This is a genomic window from Streptomyces sp. NPDC002911 (genome assembly GCF_053591835.1).
In genome coordinates, this window is the sequence record NZ_JBSFUO010000009.1 from 18,402 (window position 1) to 41,741 (window position 23,340).

General features: G+C 70.2%; 23 protein-coding genes and 2 pseudogenes. 12 read left to right on the forward strand and 13 right to left on the reverse strand.

Features of this window, described 5'->3' with window-relative positions:
• Nucleotides 1–221 precede the first annotated feature (221 nt).
• The 3 genes from ACWD04_RS16155 (at nucleotide 222) to ACWD04_RS16165 (ending at nucleotide 3,331) form a co-directional block, all read left to right on the forward strand.
• On the forward strand, nucleotides 222–1,466 hold the full coding sequence (locus ACWD04_RS16155; RefSeq protein WP_451132307.1) for a four-carbon acid sugar kinase family protein: 1,245 nt from the start codon (nucleotides 222–224) through the stop codon (nucleotides 1,464–1,466).
• Nucleotides 1,463–2,476: a 4-hydroxythreonine-4-phosphate dehydrogenase PdxA gene (gene pdxA, locus ACWD04_RS16160; protein WP_451132309.1), complete on the forward strand. Its 1,014-nt coding sequence runs from the start codon at nucleotides 1,463–1,465 to the stop codon at nucleotides 2,474–2,476. Before ACWD04_RS16155 ends, pdxA begins: the two co-directional genes overlap by 4 nt.
• Nucleotides 2,477–2,545: 69 nt before the next feature.
• A complete protein-coding gene (locus ACWD04_RS16165) occupies nucleotides 2,546–3,331 on the forward strand; it encodes a DeoR/GlpR family DNA-binding transcription regulator (protein WP_451132311.1) in 786 nt (261 codons plus the stop codon).
• 76 nt (nucleotides 3,332–3,407) lie between these two features.
• On the opposite strand, the gene ACWD04_RS16170 is transcribed toward ACWD04_RS16165, so the two are convergent.
• The 4 genes and pseudogenes from ACWD04_RS16170 to ACWD04_RS16185 form a co-directional block, all read right to left on the reverse strand.
• Nucleotides 3,408–4,211, reverse strand: a complete 804-nt coding sequence (locus ACWD04_RS16170) for a hypothetical protein (RefSeq protein ID WP_451132313.1) — start codon at nucleotides 4,209–4,211, stop codon at nucleotides 3,408–3,410.
• Nucleotides 4,212–4,348: 137 nt separating this feature from the next.
• Nucleotides 4,349–5,110, reverse strand: coding sequence for a polysaccharide deacetylase family protein (locus tag ACWD04_RS16175; RefSeq protein WP_451132315.1), 762 nt, complete (start codon nucleotides 5,108–5,110; stop codon nucleotides 4,349–4,351).
• 297 nt (nucleotides 5,111–5,407) lie between these two features.
• Complete coding sequence (locus ACWD04_RS16180; protein WP_451132317.1) at nucleotides 5,408–5,647, reverse strand: hypothetical protein; 240 nt, start codon at nucleotides 5,645–5,647, stop codon at nucleotides 5,408–5,410.
• Nucleotides 5,648–6,151: 504 nt separating this feature from the next.
• A pseudogene (locus ACWD04_RS16185) lies at nucleotides 6,152–6,283 on the reverse strand (LysR family transcriptional regulator); the annotation flags it as partial.
• Nucleotides 6,284–6,484: 201 nt separating this feature from the next.
• Here ACWD04_RS16185 and ACWD04_RS16190 point away from each other — a divergent pair.
• Entirely contained in the window at nucleotides 6,485–6,796 is a 312-nt protein-coding gene (locus tag ACWD04_RS16190; protein ID WP_451132319.1) for an NIPSNAP family protein, read from the forward strand.
• A 444-nt stretch (nucleotides 6,797–7,240) separates the two neighbouring features.
• Here ACWD04_RS16190 and ACWD04_RS16195 read toward each other — a convergent pair whose 3' ends face one another.
• Complete coding sequence (locus tag ACWD04_RS16195) at nucleotides 7,241–7,837, reverse strand: hypothetical protein (RefSeq protein WP_451132321.1); 597 nt, start codon at nucleotides 7,835–7,837, stop codon at nucleotides 7,241–7,243.
• Nucleotides 7,838–8,099: 262 nt separating this feature from the next.
• Entirely contained in the window at nucleotides 8,100–9,110 is a 1,011-nt protein-coding gene (locus tag ACWD04_RS16200; protein WP_451132323.1) for a helix-turn-helix transcriptional regulator, read from the reverse strand.
• A gap of 111 nt (nucleotides 9,111–9,221) precedes the next feature.
• Between ACWD04_RS16200 and ACWD04_RS16205 the strand changes: the two genes are divergently transcribed.
• Nucleotides 9,222–9,644 carry a VOC family protein gene (locus ACWD04_RS16205; RefSeq protein ID WP_451132325.1) on the forward strand — a complete coding sequence of 141 codons (423 nt, stop codon included), beginning with the start codon at nucleotides 9,222–9,224 and terminating at the stop codon, nucleotides 9,642–9,644.
• A 156-nt stretch (nucleotides 9,645–9,800) separates the two neighbouring features.
• Here the strand turns inward: ACWD04_RS16205 and ACWD04_RS16210 are convergent, their stop codons facing one another.
• A complete protein-coding gene (locus ACWD04_RS16210; RefSeq protein WP_451132327.1) occupies nucleotides 9,801–10,184 on the reverse strand; it encodes a VOC family protein in 384 nt (127 codons plus the stop codon).
• A 372-nt stretch (nucleotides 10,185–10,556) separates the two neighbouring features.
• Here ACWD04_RS16210 and ACWD04_RS16215 point away from each other — a divergent pair, with 372 nt between their 5' ends.
• The 3 genes from ACWD04_RS16215 (at nucleotide 10,557) to ACWD04_RS16225 (ending at nucleotide 14,640) form a co-directional block, all read left to right on the forward strand.
• Nucleotides 10,557–11,675, forward strand: coding sequence for an NADH:flavin oxidoreductase (locus ACWD04_RS16215; protein WP_451132329.1), 1,119 nt, complete (start codon nucleotides 10,557–10,559; stop codon nucleotides 11,673–11,675).
• A 521-nt stretch (nucleotides 11,676–12,196) separates the two neighbouring features.
• Nucleotides 12,197–13,861 (forward strand): ABC-F family ATP-binding cassette domain-containing protein, encoded by a 1,665-nt coding sequence (locus ACWD04_RS16220; protein WP_451132331.1) that lies wholly within the window; start codon nucleotides 12,197–12,199, stop codon nucleotides 13,859–13,861.
• Between the two features lie 74 nt (nucleotides 13,862–13,935).
• The gene (locus tag ACWD04_RS16225; RefSeq protein WP_451132333.1) at nucleotides 13,936–14,640 is read left to right on the forward strand and encodes a class E sortase; all 705 of its coding nucleotides are present in this window, start codon (nucleotides 13,936–13,938) and stop codon (nucleotides 14,638–14,640) included.
• Here the strand turns inward: ACWD04_RS16225 and ACWD04_RS16230 are convergent.
• Together ACWD04_RS16230 and ACWD04_RS16235 are read right to left on the reverse strand one after the other, a co-directional pair.
• Nucleotides 14,635–17,064 (reverse strand): glycoside hydrolase family 65 protein, encoded by a 2,430-nt coding sequence (locus ACWD04_RS16230; protein ID WP_451132335.1) that lies wholly within the window; start codon nucleotides 17,062–17,064, stop codon nucleotides 14,635–14,637. The two genes, ACWD04_RS16225 and ACWD04_RS16230, sit on opposite strands and share 6 nt — an antisense overlap.
• Complete coding sequence (locus ACWD04_RS16235; RefSeq protein ID WP_451132337.1) at nucleotides 17,064–17,825, reverse strand: HAD family hydrolase; 762 nt, start codon at nucleotides 17,823–17,825, stop codon at nucleotides 17,064–17,066. The genes ACWD04_RS16230 and ACWD04_RS16235 overlap by 1 nt, the downstream gene beginning before the upstream one ends.
• 189 nt (nucleotides 17,826–18,014) lie before the next feature.
• Between ACWD04_RS16235 and ACWD04_RS16240 the strand changes: the two genes are divergently transcribed.
• Nucleotides 18,015–18,233, forward strand: coding sequence for a hypothetical protein (locus ACWD04_RS16240; protein WP_451132339.1), 219 nt, complete (start codon nucleotides 18,015–18,017; stop codon nucleotides 18,231–18,233).
• A 64-nt stretch (nucleotides 18,234–18,297) separates the two neighbouring features.
• A pseudogene (locus tag ACWD04_RS16245) lies at nucleotides 18,298–18,522 on the forward strand (hypothetical protein); the annotation flags it as partial.
• A 94-nt stretch (nucleotides 18,523–18,616) separates the two neighbouring features.
• Here ACWD04_RS16245 and ACWD04_RS16250 read toward each other — a convergent pair.
• Entirely contained in the window at nucleotides 18,617–19,507 is an 891-nt protein-coding gene (locus ACWD04_RS16250) for a transglycosylase family protein (RefSeq protein WP_451132341.1), read from the reverse strand.
• Between the two features lie 124 nt (nucleotides 19,508–19,631).
• Here ACWD04_RS16250 and ACWD04_RS16255 point away from each other — a divergent pair, with 124 nt between their 5' ends.
• Entirely contained in the window at nucleotides 19,632–19,997 is a 366-nt protein-coding gene (locus ACWD04_RS16255) for a PH domain-containing protein (RefSeq protein ID WP_356709317.1), read from the forward strand.
• Nucleotides 19,998–20,000: 3 nt separating this feature from the next.
• Here ACWD04_RS16255 and ACWD04_RS16260 read toward each other — a convergent pair whose 3' ends face one another.
• Complete coding sequence (locus ACWD04_RS16260) at nucleotides 20,001–20,741, reverse strand: N-acetylmuramoyl-L-alanine amidase (RefSeq protein WP_451132344.1); 741 nt, start codon at nucleotides 20,739–20,741, stop codon at nucleotides 20,001–20,003.
• 93 nt (nucleotides 20,742–20,834) lie between these two features.
• On the reverse strand, nucleotides 20,835–21,476 hold the full coding sequence (locus ACWD04_RS16265; RefSeq protein WP_451132346.1) for a ScbR family autoregulator-binding transcription factor: 642 nt from the start codon (nucleotides 21,474–21,476) through the stop codon (nucleotides 20,835–20,837).
• Nucleotides 21,477–21,567: 91 nt separating this feature from the next.
• Between ACWD04_RS16265 and ACWD04_RS16270 the strand changes: the two genes are divergently transcribed.
• Nucleotides 21,568–22,494, forward strand: a complete 927-nt coding sequence (locus ACWD04_RS16270) for a ScbA/BarX family gamma-butyrolactone biosynthesis protein (protein WP_451132348.1) — start codon at nucleotides 21,568–21,570, stop codon at nucleotides 22,492–22,494.
• 4 nt (nucleotides 22,495–22,498) lie between these two features.
• Here the strand turns inward: ACWD04_RS16270 and ACWD04_RS16275 are convergent, their stop codons facing one another.
• On the reverse strand, nucleotides 22,499–23,263 hold the full coding sequence (locus tag ACWD04_RS16275) for an SDR family oxidoreductase (protein ID WP_451132350.1): 765 nt from the start codon (nucleotides 23,261–23,263) through the stop codon (nucleotides 22,499–22,501).
• Nucleotides 23,264–23,340: the final 77 nt, after the last annotated feature.

Genomic DNA, 23,340 nt, shown 5'->3' on the forward strand with positions numbered 1-23,340 from the left:
GGGACGCACCACGACGAACACCTCGCCGCGGGCGGGGAAGGTGTGCGGGCGAGCCGCCGCCGTTCCTCGCCGCTCCTTCACGGCTTCGCACAAGGTGGCACGGCTTGCGCGTTATGCGCAAGGGGTCTCGCGCAGATCACGCAATCCATGTCATGCTCTGGCATCGAGGCGGTCCGAACGGGCTGCCCGAGCAAGTGTCCGTCCTGCACGAGGAGGTACCCGTGACACACGACGCGTACGTCCCACACGTCGCGCCCCAGCGCGTCCTCGCCCTCGCCGACGACCTGTCCGGCGCGGCCGAGACGGCGATCGCACTGCGGGTGCCCGGCCGGCTGTCCCTTGGTGTGCCGTCGCTCCCCCGACCTGCCGACGCGTCCCTCGTCATGGATCTCGACACCCGGCAGGCCGGGCCGGACACGGCGGCCGAAACCGTCCGCGACGCTCTCGCACTCAACGCCGGACACCGGCTCCTCTTCAAGAAGGTCGACTCGCTGCTGCGAGGGAATCCGGCCTCGGAGGCTGCGGCGTTCGCCGTCGGCGCGCGAGCAGTGGTCATCGCGACAGCACTGCCCGGACTGGGGCGAACGGTGCGAGACGGCGTCGTTCACCTGCGGGGCGCCGCGCTGCACACCACCGACGCCTGGCGGGCCGAACACCGTCCTCCGCCGCAGTCGGTCGCCGCGGCACTGACCGGGCTGCACACCGCGGGGGTCCCGCTGGGCACGGTACGTTCGGGAGCCGGCACCCTCTCCTCCCACCTGCGGGATCTGGCCACGCAGGGCCTGCACGCGGTGTGTGACGCCGAGACGGACGACGACCTGGACGCGATCGCCGCAGCCACGCTCACCCTGGGGCCAGGCTTCCGCGCCCTGGGCTGCGGTGGCCTCGCAGCGGCCTTCGGGCGGCTGCTCGTTCCGCGGGCGTCCGACGCCGACGCCCCGTCACCTCCACCTCCTGGCAGACCTGAACACCCGCTGCTCGTGGTGGTAGGAACCGCCGACCCCACCGCTGTTGCGCAGATCGCGCAACTCACCGCCTTGGGTGCGCACCATTTCGCGCTGCCGCCGCGCGACCTGCTCGACGGCACCTGCACCCTGCCGCCCACCCTCGCCCCGGACGGCATCACCGTCCTCAGCATCGACAACTCCCCTGTCGTCACGCCCTCTTCGTCCCGGCGTCTGGCCGACGCCCTGGCCCGAACCGCCGCCCGGCTGTCCGCCGAGGGGCCCGCACCCGACCTCGTACTCACCGGCGGCGAGACGGCCCGCCGCATGCTCGACGCTCTCGGCATCGCCGAACTGACCCCGCTGGGTCAGGTCCACCACGGCGCCGTGCTCTCCCGGACCGCCGACGGCCGCTCGGTCGTCACCCGGCCGGGCAGCTTCGGCGACACGCACTCCCTGCTCCGTATCGCCCACGCCCTGCGACCGGCCGCCACCGCCCGCTTCGAAGGAGAACACCTGTGACCACCGCGCCCGCCCCGCTCCCGCTGATCGCCCTCACCATGGGCGACGGCGCCGGCATCGGCCCCGAGGTCATCGTCCCCGCCGTACTCCACCCGGACACCCTCGCCCGCTGCCGCCCGGTCGTCATCGGCGACGCGGAACGACTGCGACAGGCCGCCCGCATCCTCGGCGTCGACTGCGCCATCGTCTCCGTTCCGACGCCGGCCGAGGCCGAGTTCACCCCGGGCCGCATCAACGTCGTGGACCTGGGTCTGCTCCCCGCCGACCTGCCGTGGGGCGCACTGTCCCCGGTGGCCGGGAGCGCCGCGTACGCCTACGTCGAGCGGGCCGCCGGCCTCGCCGTGAACGGCGAGGTCCAGGCCATCTGCACCGCCCCCCTCAACAAGGAGGCCCTGCACGCGGCCGGCCACCTCTACCCCGGGCACACCGAACTCCTGGCCCACCTCACCGGCGTCGACGAGGTGTCGATGATGCTCTCCACCCCGAAGGTGAGGGTCATCCACGTCACCACCCACATCGGCCTGATCGACGCGGTGAACCGCATCGAGCCCGGCCTGGTCGAGCGCACCGTCCGCCGCGGCCACCAGGCCATGGTTCGGGCCGGAGTGCCCGAACCCGTCATCGGTGTCTGCGGCATCAACCCGCACGCCGGTGAGAACGGACTCTTCGGATACGGCGAGGAGGAAGAGAAGATCGTCCCCGCCCTCGAGGTGCTGCGCCGCGACGGAATCGACGCCCGGGGCCCGCTCCCCGCCGACACCGCGTTCTTCCTGGCATCCCGCGGGGACTACGACCTCGTCGTCGCGATGTACCACGACCAGGGCCACGGGCCCGTCAAGGTCCTCGGCATCGAAGCCGGTGTCAATCTCACCGTCGGACTCCCCGTGATCCGCACCTCGGTGGACCACGGCACCGCCTTCGACATCGCCGGAACCGGCAAGGCCGAGGCCGGTAGCATGATCGAAGCTCTGCGCCAGGCCGCCGAGATGGCGACGGCCCCGGTCAACTGACCACCAGCCCCTTGCACTTCCCGACTCCCACCACCCACTTCCCGTACGACGCGGAAGGACGTACTCGAGATGGCAGCCCTGGGATCCCAGGCCCGGCGGGACCGCATCGAAGAGCTCGCCACCACTACCGGCCTGGCCAGCGTCGAGGAGCTCTCCCGCCTTTTCGACGTCACCGCCTCCACGATCCGCCGCGACCTCGCCAAACTCACCGCGGACGGCCGGCTGGCCCGCACCTACGGCGGCGCGATGGCGCTCACCGCACACCCGGAGGCATCGCTTCGCCAGCGCACCGGCGAAGGCTTCGAGGCCAAGCGTGCCATCGCCCGGTGGGCCGCGGCCCGGGTACGAGCCGGCGAGACCCTGCTGCTCGACGCCGGCTCCACGGTCGGCGCCCTCGCGCACGAGCTACGTACCGCGAAAGACCTCACCATCGCCACCACCGGCCTCACCGCACTCCAGGAACTCTCCGACGTCGAAGCCCTCCATGTGGAGTGCCTCGGCGGCACACTGCGCCCGCTCAGCCAGGGCTTCGTGGGCCCACTCACCGAGGCCGCCCTGGAGCGCATGACCTTCGACCGGGTGTTCCTGGGCACCGACGGGGTCTCCTCGGAGCACGGCATCTGCGAGGCCGACCTGCGCCAGACCCGCCTCAAGGAACTGATGGCCCGCCGGGCCGAACACGTCTATGTGCTCGCACACGCCGCGAAACTCGGGCGCCGCCCCTTCCACGCCTGGGCGAAACTGCCACCGGGCTGGACCCTCGTGACCGACGCCGAGGCCGATCCGGACCTGGTGTCCGCGCTGCGGGCACGCTCGATCGGCGTGGAGATCGCCACGGGCGGCGGCAACCAGTGAGGACGCGTCGCACGGGCTCCTTGCGGTAGAGCTTTCGGGCTCCTGCCCCCGACGGGGCGCCGGGAGTCGCCTGCGGTCACAGCGTCTCCTGGTACTGGTGGCCGACTTCGCGCGCGAGGTCCAGCCCGAGGACGCGGTCGAGATGTGCGAACGTCTCGAACTTTGCGCCGGCAGGCATGTCGGCGTGCCTCTCCACGCTGCGCAGCATGTCCAGGACGGCGGGGACGCCGAGGTTGTCGGCGAGTGCGGCGTGAGCCTGTCGCGACAGATCGGCGGGGATCGGCCTGGATGGCTCCTGCGCCCAGTCGGCCACCAGGTGCCGCCAGTGCCGCAGTGTCCGCCGGGCCTGGGCGAGCGCGGCGCCGGTGACCATGACGGGCGTGGGATAGGTATGGCCGAGCAACAGCATCCTGACAGCAAGCGGATCGGTTCCCTCTGGCGCGGTGGCGTCGAGGGTGCCCGGGCCGCCCTCGTCCGGGGTTGCTGTGCCGACCTGGCCCACCTCGATCCGTACCCCGTCGACGCCGTCCTGCCGGTCGGTGCCGTGCGCGAGCACGTGCACTTCGGCGGGAGCGCTCGGCGTCCGACTCGGATCGTGAGCACGGACGGTGGCGGGTGGGTGGATGCCGAGTACGGCCATGACCCGGTCGAGCCCCTGAACTCGCTCCCGCAGGTCCGGCGCGGTGAGCACCGTGAGGGTCTGCAGGCCGTGCAGCTCAGCGGTGCGCGCCAGTACGTCGCCGAGCAGCAGCACGCGCAGGTGCACCGCGCCGATCCCGTTGTCGATGACCGGCAGATGGACGCAGATGCGCAGGAGGTGGCGGTGCGCGGAGGGAATCTCCACGAGGTGGCCCGTGCGGGCGTCGGCGATACGCAGCATGCTGCGGAGGCTAGTCGTGGAAACGTCCGGTACGGCGGAAGCCGGCAGACGAGCCTCGGACCGTGGAAATCCGGGCTCGGCAGTCTGTCTGCCGGTACCAGGGGTCCGGGCCCGGTGTCAGTGCGGGCGAACCTCACTCACCGCACGGGGAAGCCGAAGGAGTACCCCTGCTGCTTCAGCCAGGGCAGGATCTCGCGCAGAGCGGCCAAGGTCTGGGAGCGATCCCCTCCCGCGTCGTGGAAGAGGACCGTCGGTCCGTTGGTGATCTCGCTCTTGACGGTGGCCACCATGGCGTCCACACCGGGATGCTCGAAGTCTTTGGTGTCGACGTTCCAGCCCAGCGGCCGCATCCCCCGGGACGCGGCGAGCTGGCGGCTGTACGGGGTGAAAGCACCGCCCGGGGCCCGGTAATACTGCGGCCGAACGCCCCCGGACGCCTTGATGATCATGCGTTCCGCATCCAGGATCTGCTGGGACTGGTAGGACTCGGACCGGGTGTCCATGGCGGTGTCGTGCGAGACGGTGTGGTTACACAGCCGGTGTCCGTCCGCCACGACCGCCTTGACCAGGTCCGGGTACGCCTGGGCCTGCGTACCCACGATGCAGAACGTGGCCTTCACACCGCTGTCCTTCAGGAGTTGCAGCACCTGCGGCGTCCAGACGGGGTCCGGTCCGTCGTCGATGGTGATGTTGACGCCCCGGGCGCCACGATCCGAGGCGTGCGCGATGTCCACGGCCACGGGCCGGGCGTCCGGCGCCGACGCACGCGCTTGCGGCGGCGGCCCTCCGGTGATGTCGGCCTGCGCGGTCCACACCGAGGTGGCGGCGGCCACCGCTGTCACCCCGAGCGCCGCCGCGAAAAGGCGGCTGTGCCATCCCCTTCCCTTATGCCTTGCCATGTCCGCCCGCCCCTTTGCCGTCTCCGCCGATGCCGTGCACCCATCAAGACACAGGAACGCCCCTCCGCGATCCGTCGGTTACCGATCACGGACGAATCTGCAGGGGGCCGGCGACAAACGCAGGAGTTCCGCGACAGATGAGGGTGCGCAACGGCTCGACCAGCCGGGGAGGAACGCTCACGGGCCCGGCTCGTCCAGGTCGTCCCGGCCAGGCCCCGCGGCGCGGATCGCGTTTCCGCCCCGACAACCGCCACGCCCAGGCGAAACAGCGAGGTTGCAGCCAAGGACAGCAGAGGCCTACCCGTCTGCATTCTCTGTTGCGGCTGCTCGATCACCCGGGAAAATCAGCGACGTGCTGCATACGATCACGCCCAGCGAACTCACAACCAGGGCGAAGCGCAACAATCGCATACCTCCCCGCCAGCCTTGAGGGTCACCAAAGACCACCCAGAGAACGACAGCGATACCGAGCAACATGACCAACACGCCAAGAACACGACTCAATGCAGAATTCACGGACTCAATGATGGCGGGCATGCGCTATCAGTTTCAACTCATGACAGAAAGATCAAGACATGCACCGCACCCATCCAGACGTCATAAAAAAACCACATTCAGGAACACATGTCCGATTTCGACATCCGATCGAGTCCTGCCGTGGCATCAACAGCGGACCTCCACTATTCGGCAGGTCTGGCGTGATACGGCTACAGCGCTCGGTAAAAGTTGGCCGCGAGCAACCTTGTGGGCGTAATTCCCCACAAGAGAGCGGGGAGATGTCATAGGCCGCCGAGGTCACGGGACAAGTCAGCGGAATCCAAGGCTCCGCCTGTTGCCCGCCCACTACCGTGCGCCCACAAGCATTTCACGGGTGACGCGTTGCTCGTCGACAGCGATTCGCCCGAGGTCCACTTCTTTCCCGCATAAGAGGTGACCGGCTCCGATGAGGTCGGGCGTCATGACTCCAGCATCAACCCGAACGGGGTCGAGACGTAGTCGGTAACAAGCTACGAGTACGACTTACCCGTAGCAGCTCGACGCACCCTGCTCCTTCTTGGAGCGGCGGATCCGCTGGGACACCGACGGCTGAGCGACGTGCGGCAGCTCCTCCGCCGCCGCCGCCGAGCCCTCCTCGGCTACGGCCAGGGCGTACTCGTACTGACGAGGGCTCATCGCCTCTCGTCCGCTCCCAGCGGACCACCCCGTTGTATTCGTACGTGCCTCAGTTCCACCGGCGAACATCCCGTGGACACGGCGGAGCCGGAAGTCGACGGAGCCTGGACGTGCGGAGCGCCTCCGCGTCCTGCGCGGGCATCGCTGAGAGCAGGCGGCACAGTCACACGGATGTCGGCCGTGACACGGCATCATGCAGGCGTGATCACCATTCATCTGAAGTACGAGATCGACGCCGACAAGCTCGAGGACTTCGAGGAGTACGGTCGCCGCTGGGTCCGGCTCGTCAACCGTTTCGGCGGGACGCACCACGGCTACTTCCTGCCGAGTGAAGGCGACAGCGACATCGCCTACGCCCTGTTCTCGTTTCCCGGTCTGGCCGCGTACGAGCAGTACCGCTCGGACAGTGCGTCCGACCCGGAGTGCCGGGAAGCGTTTGAACTGGCTCGTGAGACCCGCTGCATCAAGCGCTACGAGCGCCGGTTCCTCCGGCCGCTCGACGGCCTGTCCTAGGCCTGCGGGAGATACGTGGCGCGATTTCGCCGCGCGGCTGTGCGCAGGGCTGCGATGACGGCCGTGGTCGTGGGGTTCGCGGTCTCGGTGTGACGCGTCACCCGCTCCGTACAAGAGCCTCGGGCCAACGGCCCGAGGCTTCGTTGCCGTCCGGTCGGAGTTCGCCGTGACGGTCAGAGGCATCCACGATTCGCGGGCACCGGCAGTCGGGGCTTCACGGACCGCAGGCCTGAGGCCCATCCCCTTCCGCTGCCACGACCGCTGGACGTCGTCGCTGCGGAACCCGGCGCCCGCCCACGCAGAACGCCCGGCTGGAAGGCTCCAGCCGGGCGTCTGGCTGAGCTGCTGACCACAGCCACTCGACCAGCGGATCGCTAAGCCCTCTTGAGTTCGCCCATCAGGAGGGCCTTGTGCCACCGGCGTGGCCTCCAGGCTGCCGCCAGGTCAGATCGTCGGTGTTTCGTCGACGATCTCCTTGTGCGGTTCGATGATGAACTTCCAGCCCTCGCTGGGCTCCAGGAACCGCACCCGGGTGGGGTAGATGTCCAAGGCGCGGCGGTCCCGGTTCTGGCTGTTGTTCTTCCGCCCCCGGGCGGGCTCCTCGTAGAGGTCGACCTTGACGTCCGGCACCGCGGCGACTTCCTCGCTCCAGCGCTGGACGACCCCCGCGCCGAACGCGTCCCGCGCGGCGGTGTAGAGCGCCTTCAGGGATTCCTCGTTCCCCTTGGGCACGAAGAGCGCAAGGTTCAGGAGGACGCCGGCGCTCTGGAGAACCTCGATTTCCTCCCCCGCCTTGTCGGCAATCCAGACCCCGCCCTCTTCAGCATTGTCCGGGAGGACATGAATCACCTCACCGAAGATCGTCCTCGCAGCGAAGGCCCCTCCCTCGAAATTCTTACCCGGCTCCGTGAGGAAAGCCGGGGCGTAGCAGTCGAGAGGAAGGCCTTCCATCCCTGCCGAGACGAAGATGCCGTCCTGGAGGCCCAACTCTGAAATATCCTCGGCCGTAAGACGTCGAGCCGTGACCTTCTCGGTATTCACGCCATTCCCCTTTTGATCGTGGCGTCCTGTGAATTCACCGAAACTCTACCACGAAAACGATCACCCACTTCCTGTCGCGCATGGCTTCGCGCTCACGACAGTACGGGCCGACCGTCCGAGTAATTCCCTCGCAGAGAACAGCGGGCAACCCCTCCCGCATCACCGGCGAAACGCAGCACTCATAGAGAAATGCGGCAATATTCAGAAGGTGACCATCTCGCGTCGGCACTGCTTTCGGCAGCGAAGTCGGTCGCCGGTGAAATCAGTCGGAGTTCCCATGCGAGGACCGCACGAGAGACGCAGCGCCCGCGGCGTCGGCGTAGCGCGCGGCGAGTTCGGCGAACGCACTGGTCAGTTGGGGTGGACCGATGACGTGGATGCCGGTGTCGAAGCGGCCGACAGCGGCGGCGAGGGCGGTCCACGACCAGGAACCGAGAGTGAGGCGACAGCGGTCCGGGCCGAGCTCTTCGACGACTCCGTCCTGTACGAAGGGGGCCACCGCCTGCGCGGGAAGGCCGAGGACGACGTCGCCGCGGCAGGGCCAGTCGCTGTCGGAGCCGTCGGTTCCCCGGAATCGGCCGAGGACGAACGCGGCCACGTCATCGCCGGGGAGCGCGCGTGGGGTGAAGCGCGGGCCGGTGGGGATCCGGGGGCGCAGGCGGTCGACGCGGAAGGTGCGCCAGTCGTCACGGTCGAGGTCCCAGGCGATCAGGTACCAGTGGCCGCGCCAGGTGACGAGGTGGTGAGGCTGTGTCCGGCGGGGTTGCCCGGCGAGGCCGGCTGCGTCCTGCCCGTAGTCGAAGCGCAGCTCCTCCCGGGCGTGGATGACGCGCCCCAGTTCCACGAGGAGCTGCTGCGTTCCGGCCGGGGAGGCGCCGCCGGTATCGGGCGACCGGACGGCAGTGACCTGGAGCGTGTCTATGCGCTGACGCAGCCGGGGTGGCAAAACCTGGCGCACGGTGGACAGGGCGCGCGCGGCGTCTTCGCCGATCGTGCTGCTGGTGACCGCGGACTGCAGGGCGAGGGCCAGGGCGACGGCTTGGCCGTCGTCGAACAGCAGCGGGGGCAGTTGGGCTCCGGCCTCCAGGCGATAGCCGCCGGAGGGCCCCTTGAACGCGCGGACCGGGTAGCCCAGTTCTCGTAGCCGGTCGATGTCGCGGCGCACCGTGCGCGGGGTGGTTCCGAGCCGCTCGGCGAGGTGGCCACCGGACCAGTCGCGGTGCGTCTGAAGGAGCGAGAGCAGCGTGAGCAGCCGCGAGGACGTCTTCTGCATGCCCACCAGTCTGCCCCAGTACAGGACACATCCTGTCCGCTACCCGTGGAATGGTCGGCCGCAAGATCCGCCGGAGAGGCCGCCGCTCCGGCCACGAGCAAGGAGATAGCCATGTCCGTCACGACCACCACCCACCTGAACTTCCGGGGCGACGCCCGGGCGGCACTGGACCATTACCGGTCCGTCTTCGGCGGGCGCGTCACCGCCGTCACGTACAAGGACGCGGGCGACGTGCGGAACGAGAACGAAGCGGACTGGGTGGTGTGGGGCGAGGTCGTGGGCGACAACGGTTTCCACGTCATGGCGTACGACGTCCCCGGCCGGCTGCCCTGGGACCAGGGCAGCAACCCGTTCTTCGTCTCCGTGCGCGGTGACGTCACGGACGAGATCAGTGCCCTCTGGCAGAAGCTGGCAGAGGGATCGACGGTGGTACAGCCCCTGGCGCCGTCGCAGTGGGCACCGCTGTACGGCATGCTCACCGACCGCTTCGGCGTGACCTGGGTCCTGGACGTGGCGGCCCCGTACAACGGCTGACCCACGCGCTCGACGACAGCGCGCGGACGCGGCGTTCACCGGGCGAGTGCCTGACCCACGGCCGGGACGCGATCGCCGGCCACCTGGAGGCGGATCCGGCATGAGGGCCGCCGGACCACCGGCCGGGCAGCCTGACCGCACCGGGGACGGACGTGGTCAGAGGGGCTGGAGCCGGGTACGCAGGAGGCAGAATTCATTGCCTTCCGGGTCGGCCAGGACATGCCAGCTCTCGGTGCCGGTCTGGCCGACGTCCGCAGGCCTTGCGCCGAGAGCGAGCAGCCGCCCCAGCTCGGCGTCCTGATCGCGGTCGGTGGCGTTGACGTCGAGGTGCAGGGGGAGCTTCCCGGCCCGCGGGGCGCTGCTGGGGGAGAGGACGAGGGTGGGCTGCAGGCCGCCGAAGCCGGCGCCGGGCGGCCCGATCTCGATGCTGCCGTCGTCCTCGCGGCCGATTTCGACGTAGCCGAGGACCTCGCTCCAGAAGGCGGCGAGCCGGTCGGGGTCGGCGGCGTCGAGGACCAGCTCACTGATGCGGCATGCCATGCCCGTCAGTGTACGAAGAGGGCGCGCCGTGTCACCTGATTTCCGTACGCGCAGCGCGAGTTCGTCTCCGAAGCACCTGGGCCGCATGCGCCGGGGGCCGGATACGACGAGGGCGGGGCACGCCCTCGCCCGGTTCACCGGGAAACGTCCGGCCAGGGGCTGCGGCCGGGGCCGATCGGGTGGGTTCCCGTGACGCCCCTGAGGACACGGGGCAGAGGCTGGTCTCCGCGGTGACGGAGCGGCGGTCGCGCTTGGCGCCACGCCCGAGCAAGGGGAGACCTTGGCCACATCGGGCCCGGTCCGGGGATGCGGGGGCGGCGTTCGCATGTTGGCGACGGATGGACGTGCCCCCACCCTTGAACAGGACACCCAGTGACAGACGAGAACGCCCGCCGTGCAGCAGCCGCCCTCTCACGCCCGTTCGCGGTCCGTGGACTGACCTCGCGCAACCGGATCGCCATGGCGCCCATGACCCGCCAGTTCTCTCCGAACGGCGTCCCGGGCCAGGACGTGGCGGACTACTACGCCCGTCGCACCGCCGGTGGCGTGGGCCTGATCATCACCGAGGGCACCTACGTCGACCACGCCTCCGCCGGCACCAGCGACCGCATCCCGCTGTTCCACGGCGAGGACGCGCTCGCGGGCTGGGCGGGTGTCGTCGACTCTGTTCACCGCGAGGGCGGCGCGATCATCCCGCAGCTGTGGCACGTGGGTGTCACGCGCGCCGAGGGTGCCCCGCCGGTGACGGAGGCGGAGCCGGTCGGCCCGTCGGGTGTGTCCCTGTCGGGCGAGCCCAAGGGCCGCGCCATGACGCAGAAAGACCTCGACGACGTCATCGCCGCGTTCGCCGACGCCGCGGCGGCCGCGGAGCGTCTCGGCTTCGACGGGGTCGAACTGCACGGAGCGCACGGCTACTTGATCGACCAGTTCCTCTGGGAGGGCAGCAACCGCCGCACCGACGCGTACGGCGGCGGCATCGTCGCGCGCACCCGGTTCGCGGCGGAGCTCGTGGCGGCGTGCCGCGCGGCCGTGTCCGACTCCTTCCCCCTCTTCTTCCGCATGTCCCAGTGGAAGATGGATGCCTACGAGGCGAAGCTCGCCCGGACGCCCGAGGAGCTGGACGCCCTCCTCACGCCGCTGGCCGAGGCCGGCGTCGATGTCTTCCACGCGTCCACCCGCCGCTACTGGCTCCCGGAGTTCGACGACTCCGACCTGAACCTCGCCGGGTGGGTGAAGAAGATCAGCGGCAGGCCGACCGTCACCGTCGGCTCGGTCGGCCTGGACGGCGACTTCTTCAGCGCGTTCCAGGGCAACAGCTCCTCGGTCACCGGCGTCGACCAGCTGCTGGACCGGCTGGAGCGCGACGAGTTCGACATGGTCGCCGTCGGCCGTGCGCTGATCGCCGACCCCGAGTGGGCCGCGAAGACCCTGCGCGGACGTACCGAGGACATCACGCCGTTCGGGGCGGAGATGCTGAAGACCCTGCGCTGACGGAGCCTGGGGCCCTCAGCCCAGGAGGCGCAGGAAGCGCAGGAGGCGCAGGAGGCGCAGGAGGCGTTCCTCGTTCTCCGGGCTGTAGAAGCCCGGGGTGTCGCCCTCGAAGGGCAGGACCGTGTCGCCGCAGGCCTGAGGCCCCGGTCATGGGCGTGGACGATGATCCGGCGGTGGGCCTCGACGAGGTCCGCCGCCGTGACCCGTCAGGCCGCCGCCGCCCGGAATTCCCGCCCGGCTCGGCCGGGCTCGGTGTACATTTTTTGAGTCCTGTCATCTCCGATAGAGGTGGACGTTGCGCATCTGAGGTCCGCGATCATCGCGCGGTACGGCCCCTGCCGTAGCCCGTCACGCCTTGTCGGCTTTCCTGCCGCCCCGTGACTGACCGCGTGGATGCGACCTCGGTGCACGATCCGTCCCCCGTACGTCCGGAGGACCGCACCCCTTCCTCTCCCGGCCGGTCGCCGCGTGGTGCTCGCATACGAAGCCCCTGTTCACACGCTTGCGACTGCGAGGATCACATGTCCCACCCCACCCCGCCCGCCGCCTCCCTCAGCTGTTCCGCCCTGTCCTTCCGATGGCCTGACGGCACGGCGGTCTTCGACGGGCTGTCGCTCGGCGTCGGCCGAGGCCGCACCGGGCTCGTCGGGACCAACGGCTCCGGCAAGTCCACCCTGCTGCGGCTGCTGGCCGGCCGGCTGAAGCCCTCCGCCGGTTCGGTGACCGTCGGCGGGCACCTCGCGTACCTCCCGCAGAACCTCACCCTGGACACGGATCTCCGCGTCGAGGACGCCCTCGGCATCACCGAGCGGCGTACGGCACTGCGCGCGATCGAGGCCGGCGACGTCACCGAGGAGCACTTCGAAACGGTCGGCGACGACTGGGACGTCGAGGAGCGGGCCCTGGCGACCCTGGGGTCGCTCGGCCTCGGCGACGTCGGTCTCGACCGCACCGTGGGACAGCTGTCCGGCGGCGAGACCGTGCTCCTGCGCCTGGCCGCCCTGTTGCTGGAGCGCCCCGACGTCCTGCTCCTCGACGAGCCGACCAACAACCTCGACGTGTTCGCGCGCCGCCGGCTGTACGAGGCCGTCGAGTCCTGGCGCTCCGGGGTGCTCGTCGTGGTCAGTCACGACCGTGACCTGCTGGAACGGGTGGACCGCATCGCCGACCTGCGTGCCGGTGCGGTGAGCTGGTACGGCGGTGGCTGGTCGGCCTACGAGGAGGCGCTGACCACCCGGCAGGAAGCGGCCGGACGCATGGTGCGGGCCGCCGAGTCCGACGTACGCCGTCAGAAGCGCGAGCTGGAGGAGGCCCGGATCAAGGTCGCCCGGCGGCAGCGGCACAACAAGAAGATGGACGCCCAGCGGCGGGCGCCGAGGATCGTCGCGGGCGAGCACAAGAGGTCCTCCCAGGAGGCGGCCGGCAAGCTCCGCGGTCTGCACGAGGACCGGCTCCAGGAGGCACGGGAGCGGCTCGACACGGCGTCGGAGGCGGTCCGTGACGACGCCGAGATCCGGGTGCGGCTCCCTCATACCGCCGTCCCGGCCGGCCGTACGGTCCTGAGCGTGCAGGGTCTCCGCCCTCGCTTCGGCGCCCTGCGCGACGGCGGACTGCACGTCCAGGGGCCGGAACGCATCGCGCTCGTCGGGCGTAACGGGGCCGGGAAGACGACGCTGCTGCGCACCCTCACCGGGGAGCTCGCGCCGGAGTCCGGCGAGGCCAGGGCCCATGTGCCGTTGCGCTTCCTGCCGCAGCGGCTCGATGTGCTGGACGACGCGCTGAGCGTCCTCGCGAACGTAGGGCGCATGGCCCCCGGGACCACCGACAACGAGATCCGCTCCCAGCTCGCCCGCTTCCTGTTCAAGGGAGCGCGCGCCGAGCAGCCGGCGGGCACCCTGTCGGGCGGCGAACGCTTCCGCGCCGCCCTGGCGGCGACGATGCTCGCGACACCGGCCCCGCAGCTGCTGATGCTGGACGAGCCGACCAACAATCTGGACCTGGCGAGCGTGCGGCAGCTGACGAGCGCGCTCGAGTCCTACGAGGGCGCGCTGATGATCGCCGGGCACGATCTGGCGTTCCTGGAGTCGGTCGGGATCACCCGCTGGCTGCTCGTGGGCGAGGAGCTCACGGAGCTGAGCGCCGAGGAGGTGCGTGAGCTGCTCGGCACACCCGACGCGACCGTATGACCGGTGGTGTACTGGAAGGGTGCGGGTCCAGGGCCCGCACCCCGGCACCACCGGCTACCGATGCGGATCCCGCCATGCACCCTCCCCATAGATGTCGCTTCCCACGCGTCGTCCGGGCCCTCGCGGGCGCGGCCGTCGTCCTGACGGTGGCCGGGGGAGGCCCGGCAGCGGTGGCCGCCGCCGGGCCTCCCCCGGCCACCGCGTCGACCGCCGCACCGGCCACCACGGGCTCTTCTGCCGGGTTCCCGTCTGACCGGACTGATCCGCGTACGGCGACCGCGGAGCTCACCATCCCGTCGATCGGCGTGACGGACCTGCGCGTCGTCCCGTACGAGGGCACGACGGACGACGGGCCCGGGACCCGGGTCCAGGACCGCGGGGTGGCGGCCAGCCCGTACGGCCGGAAGGGCGGCGTCGGACCGGGTGAGGTCGGGAACTACCTCGTGACGGCCCACCGGCTCTCCGCCGGAGGCCCGCTCCGCGACCTGCCGGCGCTGGAGAAGGGCGACTCTGTCCTCGTCACGGAGGGCGGCAGGGTCCACGAGTACCGGATCACGGAGACCCGGCGGACGTCCTTCCGGTCCGAGCGCTCCCTCGCCGAGCAGCGGGCGGAGGTGCCGGGCGAACCGGGCGGGAAGCCGACCCGGGCGATGATCACGCTCTCCGCCTGCGCCACCCCCGAGGACGACGCCGCGGGGAACTTCTGGCGCGACGCCCACAACAACCCGGAGCACCGCATCGACAAGATCGGCGTCCTGGTGTCCACCCGGGCGTCATGAGCCGCCCGGCATGTCGGCCGGGAGCTCCAGCCACCGCGCCGTACCCGGCTCGATGACATACGTGCTGCCGTCCAGCTCCACGCGGACCCCCGGCCGTTCCGAGTCCGGTACGGCGATCCTGAGGCGCTCCGCGCGGATGCGCAGGTCCACGTCCCAGTGCCGGCGGAAGCGGAGCCGTATCCGGAACTTCGAGAGCTGGGGCAGCGTGGCCGGAGCCAGCCACAGGGCGTCTTCGCGGGTCTCCAGGCCCGTCATGCCGCGCTGTACGAAGTCGAGGGTGCCGGCCATCGCGCCCAGGTGGATTCCCTCCTCCGTCGTACCGCCCTGGATGTCGGCGACATCGCCGAGCAGTGCCTCCTCGCAGTACGTCCAGGCGTCGTCGCGGTGCACCCGGGCCAGCACCCAGGCGTGGACGAGGGAACTGAGGGTGGAGCCGTGGCTCGTGCGCTTCACGTAGTAGTCGACGGTGGCCCGCCAGGTCTCGTCGTCGAGTTCGTGCCCGAGCCTCCGGAACAGCGCGGCGAGCTCCTTGGGTGAGAAGAGGTAACCGAGCATCAGCACGTCGGCCTGCTTGGACGCCTGGTAGCGGTTGACCGTGTCGCCCTCCGCCTCCAGGATCCGGTCGAGCCTCCGGATGTCCCCGTACCGCTCCCCGTAACCCTCCCAGTCCAGCTCGGCCAGACCTCCGTAGCCGGCGAACTGGCTGATGACGCCCCGGTGGTGGGGCACGTACAGCCGACGGGAGATCTCGTCCCAGCGGTCCAGCTCCGCCGGGTCGAGCCGGATCAGGGCGAGGAGCTGCCGGCAGCGGCTCGCGGGCAGGGAGCGGCAGAGCTCGCCGGCCCGTGCCAGCACCCAGGCCGCCGTCACGTTCGTGTACGTGTTGTCGTCGAGCCCCGCCGTGTCGGAATCCGGATAGGCGTCGTGGTACTCGTCCGGCCCGACGACCCCCCGGATGCGGTACCGCTCGAGGTCGTCGTCCCACGCGGCGCTGTCCGCCCAGAAACGGGCGATCTGCATCATCATCTCGGCGCCCTTGGAGTAGAGGTACTCCGTGTCGCCGGTGGCCTGGCAGTACTGCCACAGGTTGTACGCGACGGCCGAGCCGACATGGTGCTGCAGCCGTGAACGGTCGGGCAGCCAGCGCCCCGAGCGCGGGTTGAGATGGACAAGCTGGGTCTCCTCGCGCCCCTCGTCGGCGCTCTGCCACGGATACATCGCGCCGGCCCTGCCCACCGCACGCGCGGCGGCGCAGGCCGCGGGGAGCCGCCGGTGACGGTAGTCGAGCAACCCCCGGGAGATCTCCGGGAGATGCAGGTTGACGAAAGGCAGGACGAACAGCTCGTCCCAGAAGACATGGCCCCGGTACGCCTCGCCGTGCAGTCCTCTCGCCGGCACCCCGACATCGAGTTCCGCGGTGTGCGGGGAGAGGGTCTGGAGCACGTGGAAGAGGTGCAGCCGCAGGATGCGTCCGGGCTCGCCCGGCACCTCCATCTTGGCCTGCTGCCACAGATCCGCCCAGGCCCGGCGGTGTGAGGTCAGCAGCCGGGCGTACACCGGAGCTTCGTCCACCGCGGACACGGCGGCCCGCAGCGGGCTGCCGATCGCCGGGTCCCGGGAGGTGAAGAGCGCGACCGTCTTGTCGACCACGGCGTCGGAGTCCGGGGCCAGCGGCAGCAGCAGCGTCTGATGGACCGCGCGTGGCTCCTGCCGGGGTTCGGCCCGGTGGTCGCCGTTCCGTTCCGTACCGCAGGAGGCCACGATGCGGGCGGCCAGCGCGACCCCGATGTCCGACTCCACCGTGCGGCAGCGCAGCCACACCGCGGCCTCCGGTTCCGTGCCGGTCTCCCAACCCGTGAGGTGGCGGTCGGCGAGCTCCCGGTAGCGCGCGACACCGGTGTTGCGGACGTCGCCGTCGATCGCGGACTCCACCTCCAGCTCCCCCGCCCAGCCCTCCGCGGTGAACACCGTGTGCACCGCGGCGAGATGGGGGTCCCCCATGTGGACCAGACGCTCCTGCCCGACGGTCAGCCGGCGGCCTGCCCCGTCCTCGTACACCGAGTGGCGGGTCAGAGTCCCGCCGCGCAGGTCGAGCGACTGACGGTGGTCCACGAGGAAGACGTGGTCGGGGGTCAGCCACGGACCGGGGCGGGCACCGGCGGGGTGGATGCGGTAGCGCAGCGGCAGCCAGTTGGGGAGGTTGACCAAATCCTCGTTCTCGACCTGGCGTCCCTGGACGGAGGACGTCAGCCGGTTGTAACAGCCCGCGACATACGTACCCGGGTAGTGCGAGACGCCTGCGGGCGTCTCGGGCGCGGCTCCCCGGGTGGCGAAGTAGCCGTTGCCCAGTGTGCACAGCGCTTCGCGCAGGCGTTCCTTCTCCGGGTCGTATCCCTCGTACGCCCAGATCCAGCCGCGCGCCATCAGTCCACCCCGTTGATCAGCAGTTCTCCCGGATCGGACACCACGAGATCCGCGCCGTGCCGCCGCAGACCGCTGGCGCCCTCGGGGCTGTCCGTCCGGTCCACCCCGACGACCAGCCCGAAGCCGCCCCGCCGGCCCGCTTCCACTCCGGCCCGTGCGTCCTCCACCACGGCGGTGTCCCCGGCCGGGGCACCCAGACGCCGTGCCGCCTCGGCGAACAGGGCGGGGTCCGGTTTGCCGGGCAGCTCCAGGCGGCGCGCCTCGTTGCCGTCGACCACCGCCGTGAACAGGTCCAGGAGTCCGGCCCCGGCCAGCAGCTCGGTCGCGTGCCGGGACGCGGACGCGGCGGCGAACGGGACGCGCGCGTCGTGCAGCACGTGCAGGAGGCGGACCGTCCCCGGCCAGACCGCGACCGGGTGGGTCCGCAGGCTCCGGGTGAACGCCTCGTCCTTGCGTGCGGCGACGGCCCACACCGTCCCGGTGCCCGGGGCGTCGTCGGGGCTGCCCTCGGGGAGGCCGAGGTGCCTGGACTCGAGGAAGGCGGCGGCACCGTCCTTGCGCGATCTGCCGTCGACGTAGCGCCGGTAGTCGTGCGCCTCGTCGAAGGGCCGCTGACCTTCGTGAGCGGCCAGGCAGGCGTCGAAGGCCAGCTTCCAGGCAGCGGCGTGCGCCGGAGCGGAGTCGATGATCACGCCGTCCGTGTCGAAGACCACGGCGTGCACGGAGAGCAGGACTGCGGCCGGTGACGGTGCGCGTGCCATGACCGGGTGGTCCCTTCGTCGAGGCGTCCCCCGTCCCATGGCACCAGGTTCCGGGCCGGGTCGCTCCTCGTGGCTTCCGGAGCGGGCCCACGTGCGGGTCCTGCGACGGGCCCGAGGAACTCCCGTCACCAGCCTTGGCAAAAAGTCGGAAAAGTTTCTTCGTGCCCCTTTCAGGACTACCGTAAAAGTATGGCCAGAACCGAGCGTCAGACCGATCGGCAGGCGGAGTACGTGTGTCCGGCCTGCAAGCAGCCCGTCGAGAGCGTCCTGGCGCGGCACAAGACCCTCGGCATCTTCGTCCCGCACTGGGGAGCCGGGCCGTGTCGCAACCCCGAGTGCCACAGCTACGAGCCGAAGTCCGGCGACACCTCCGACTCCGCCCGGGCCCTGGGCTCCGTCGGGCGGTGAACGAGAGGGGCGACCAGGTCCTGTGTGATATCTGATGTCCCTCCTGGACTCGTCCCGCCGCCGCACGGGTAGGACCACCGTGGCCCGCATCTACGCCGGGCTCCTGCACTCTCCGGGAGTACTGCCCCGGGGCCGGCTCGTCGAGGTGGCACACGCGGATCTGTTCGGCCGCTACGTCGGCCACACCGCGCAGCTCAGTGAGGACGTCTTCGAAAACGCCCTGGGTGGCGTGCTCTTCAGGAGGCCTGCACCCTCACTCCCGACGGGGGCTTCCTGCGGCTTCGGCTGTTAAGCCCAGGACTCACTGCTCAAGGTCATGGGGGGCCACCGTGACGACGTCGTCATCGTCGGCCGGTTACATCGTGGTTCAGGCGTTCAGGCGGTCAGGCGGTCAGCTGGAGGCGCTGACCGGGGAAGATGAGGTGCGGTCCGCGGTCCAGGACCTCGCGGTTGAGTTCGTACAGCGCGGGCCAGCCACCGGACACGTCCGCACGCTCGGCGATCACCGAGAGACAGTCGCCCGGCTCGACTACATACGTCTTCGCGTCGGCGAGGTCCTCGGAGTAGTGCGTCACCTCGCTGTCTCCGCTGCCTTCGTTCGTGCCGCCCGTCGAGCTGCCGGACGACGCGTTATCGGAGGAGCCGCTGTTCGGGTTACCGGTCGACTGCCGCTCGGGGGCCGTCTGTGCCGTGTCGCTCCAGTCGGTGCTGTCGGACGAAGAGGATTCGGACGAAGAGGATCCGGACGAAGAGGAGGACCCTGCAGACCCGGAGGACCCGGCGGACCCGGCGGACCGGGAGGACTTGGCGGACTCATCGGACGAGGAGCTCGACGTACCGTTCACGCCGAGGCGTCCGCACGTGGGCCAGGCACCCATTCCCTGTGACCGGGCGACGCGTTCACCGACGGCGATCTGCTCAGCCCGGGTGGCGAGGTCGGCGCGGGGTGCGTACTGAGCGCCTCCGTAGGCCCGCCAGGTGGACGGGGCGAACTGCAGGCCACCGTGGTAGCCGTTCCCTGTGTTGATGTTCCACCGGCCGCCGCTCTCGCACTCGGCGATGCGGTCCCAGTCCGTACCCGCCGTGACGGTAGCCGCGATGACGACCCGGACGGGAGCGGCCTGGGCCGGTACCACCTGGGCGGGGATCTGGGCCGGGGCCTTGACCGGAGCGTCCGCGACGCTGCGGCCGGCGAGGCCGAGCACGCTCAGGAGGACGAGCAGAAGGGCGAGCACCGATTCGACGGGCCGCTTGGCGAGGGGTGATGCCGGCATGACGGTATTCCTCCGCTGTGCTCCGGAAGGTGTGCAAGGGCACGAACAGAAAAGCCGCCGATATTCTTTTCAGTGGGCTTCGACGCGTTCAAAGTCCGCACATTCACTCAGGTGGGGGTCTCTCATGGCACTGTTCGGCAACGCGCACACCGTCGATCCGGCGGCCGCACAGCGTGACTACGCACGGCTCCTCGGGCAGGGCGAGCAGGTGCACGCCGCGTATCTGCTGATCCGCGACACGATCCTCTTCACCGACCGCAGGCTCGTCCTCATCGACAAGCAGGGGATCACCGGCAAGAAGGTGGAGTACCACTCCGTCCCGTACCGGAGCATCACGCACTTCGCGGTGGAGACGGCCGGGACCTTCGATCTGGACGCCGAGCTCAAGATCTGGATCTCCGGCTCCGCCACCCCCATCCAGAAGACGTTCACCAAGGGTGTCGACATCTACGAGGTGCAGGCCGTTCTCACCCAGTACGTCGCGAGGTAGGCGCTACGGCTTCCGGGCGGCAGCCCGCAACCTGGCCATCTCCGCGCGTATGGCGGGTAGTTGCGCGTAGAGCGCCTCACCGGGGCAGTGCGTCTGGAAGGTGTCGTGGTGACCCGCCACGGCATGGAGATAGGCCACCTCACCGCGCCTGTACAGGCTCTCGTCGTTCGTCGAGACCATGCGCACGATGCCTCGCGGGTCGACGGCCCGGTCCAGTTTCCACGCGCCCACTTTCGCGATGCCCTCGATGAGCGCCTTCGGCACCTGTACGCCGGTGTCGAAGGCGCCGAGGGCCGCGATCCCGACGCTGTGCGCGTTGAACCCGGTGGCGTGGGCCCCGCGCACGGAACGTCCGACACCGCCCGCCCGGCCCTCGTATATGGTCCCGCAGCGGTCGACGACGAAGTTGTAGCCGATGTCGTCCCAGCCCTCGCCCCGGACGTGCGCCTCCTCCATCGCTCGGAGCATCTTGGGGGCGTCGGCGCATTCGTACCCGTTGGCGTGCCCGGTGTGGTGGACGAAGACGGCCTTCACCGTCCCCGTGTACACCGCGTCCTCCTTCACCAGGCTTTCGTCCGCGTGCCACTCCGCCCGGCTGACGACCGCGGGTCTCGGGGCACCGGCCGGCGTCACCGGCTTCGCGGTGGCCCGCTCGGGGGCGACGAGCCGTACCGGCGCGTCCCGGAACACCAGGAACGCCAGTGGCACGACCATGGCGCACACGGCTGTTCGGCGAAGCCACATAGGGCCACCATGCGCGCTGACCAGCCGCGTCGCAGGTACCCGGCGCCCGATCGGGTGACTGGTGCCGGCGCGGCCCGTGGCAGCGCCCGGCGGTCAGGAAACGGTTACGGACTGCTGCTCGACGATGCGTGCCGCGCGGTGCGGGGACGTGTCGAGCCGGGCCAGCACGCCCGGAACCGCGTTGTTGGGGAGGATGAGCTCGAAGAGGGCGGAGATCTCACCGACCAGGTCCGGCGGCTCGGCCATGGACTCGGTCACCAGCTGGACCCCGGTCCATGCCCCGACGACCAGCCGGGACGTGGTGCCCGGATCGACGTGCGGGAGGAGCTCGCCGCGCTCCTTGGCCTCGGTCAGCATCTCCGTGCCGAGAGTGATCCAGTCCGGCCAGCGGGTGCCGAAGAGCCCGCGCGCACGCGGGTCGACGGACAGCCGGATCGAGGCGCTGAGCAGGGGTTCCCGTGGCAGTCGGTAGGCGAGCAGGAGCGCCATGTCCACCCACTCCTGCAGCTTGAAGGTCTGCGGGGTGACCCCGTCCGACGTCACCGCCTCCTGGAGGACACCACGGGCGAGCTCCTCCTTCGACGTGAAGTGGAAGTAGAGGGCGCCCCGCGTCAGACCGGCCCGGTCGAGGATCGCGGCGATCGTGGCAGCGTCGTAGCCGTGCTCGTCGAAGACCTCGGCAGCGGCTTCCAGGAAGATTCGGCGCGTGCGGATCGCCCGTTGCTGTCGTGCCAACTCGCGCACCCCTTTGAACGTTGCCTGACGCTACTTCAAAAAGTACCGGTGAACCGGTATCATATCAGCGCCGGAATACCCATTTTGCGCCATGTCCGGGAGGGCCGTGCCCGACATACCTGCTGATCCGTATCCGCCGCTGTCAGCAGCTGAGGGACGGGACGGAGTCCGCAAAGAGTACGTCCACCTCGGACGTTCCGACATGGTTCTCCTCACCTCCTGGCAGCGCCGGGAGGACGGCGAGTTCTCGTTGTCCGCGAGGTGGCCGGCCCCTACTGCGGGCCTCCCTTACGACCCACGGGTGCTGACCCAGACGGTCCGGCAGAGCGGCCTGGTCATCGCGCACGCGGCGTACGGCGCGCCCCTCTCCGATCACACCCTGCTGCACTATTTCGACTTCACCGTCGCTCCTGGATTCGAAGTCGCCCCCGAGGGGCCCTGTGACCTCGCGGTCGAGGTCACCGTCAAGGAGGCCAAGGAGCGAGCCAGGAAGGTCAGTGCACTCGACATGGAATTCCGCATCCTCCTGGGCGGCAGCATGGCGGCCCGCGCAAATTCCGAGTTCGGCTGGATCTCACCGCGCGTCTACCGCCGGCTCCGCGGCGAACACTTTGCCGTCGACTGGAACGCATGGCCGCTGCCCGATCCTGTCGACGCACGCACCGTCGGCCGGGCCGCCCCGTCCGACGTCGTCCTGGCGGCAGGCCATCGGCCCCGTCACTGGCAGTTACGCAATGACGTGGACAACACCGTGTTGTACGACCACCCGGTCGACCACGTCCCGGGGCTCGTCCTGATGGAGGCCGCCGACCAGGCCGCGCGCGCCGCCCTGCACCCCGCCCGCTTCGAGGCGACCACCGTCACCAGCGCGTTCGAGCGGTACGCCGAATTCGACCGCCCCTGCTGGATCGAGGCGGCGATCCTGCCCGCCGGCTCCGGAGAGACCTCCGTCCTGGTCACGGCGACACAGGACGGAGAGCCGGTCTTCCGAAGCCGGCTGACCGGCCCCTGCGCCTGACGGCTCACTGGTTGACGAAGCCGCCGTCCACCGGCAGAACCGTGCCCGTGAGGAAGGGGCAGCGGTCGCTGAGCAGCCAGGCCACCGCGTTGGCGATCTCCTCCGGATCGGCCGTACGCCCTTGCGGTGTACGGCTGTTGACCATTTGTTCCAACCCCGGGTTGCGCCCGAACCAGTCGGCCGTGATCTCGCTGCGCGTGGAGCCCGGCGCCACCGCGTTGACCCTGATGCCCTGCTGGGCGTACTCGTCCGCGGCGGCTCTGGTGAGACCGACGACGGCGTGCTTGGCCGCTATGTAGGGCGCGGCCGACGGTATGGCCACCAGGCCGCCCACGCTGCTGTTGTTCACGATGGAGGAGTCGCCGGAGTTCGCCAGCATGGCCGCGATCTCGGGCCGGAGGCAGTTCCAGACGCCCCGGACATTGGTGTCCATGACCGCGTCGTAGACGTCATCGCCCATCAGGTGCAGGGGAGTCCGGTCGCCGCCGAGTCCCGCGTTGTTGAAGGCCGAGTCCAGGCGCCCGTAGGTGTCGACCGTGAAGTCGACGGCACGGGCGGCGTCCTCGGCCACCGTGACATCACAGACCACATAGGAGGCTTGCGCCCCTTTGTCCCGCAACTCGGCCACCAGGGAGGCCAGCCGGTCCTCCCTGCGTGCGGCCAGTACGACCGTCGCGCCTTCCTCGGAGAACACCCGCGCCGCCGCCGCACCGATACCGCTGCTCGCCCCGGTGATCAGGACGACTCTGTCGTGAAGAAGATCGCTCATGGCCGCAGTCTGGCAGCCGCCCAGTCGGACGACCACGGTCGCGCACACCCCAAGGCCTCGACGCAGAGTCACGGCAA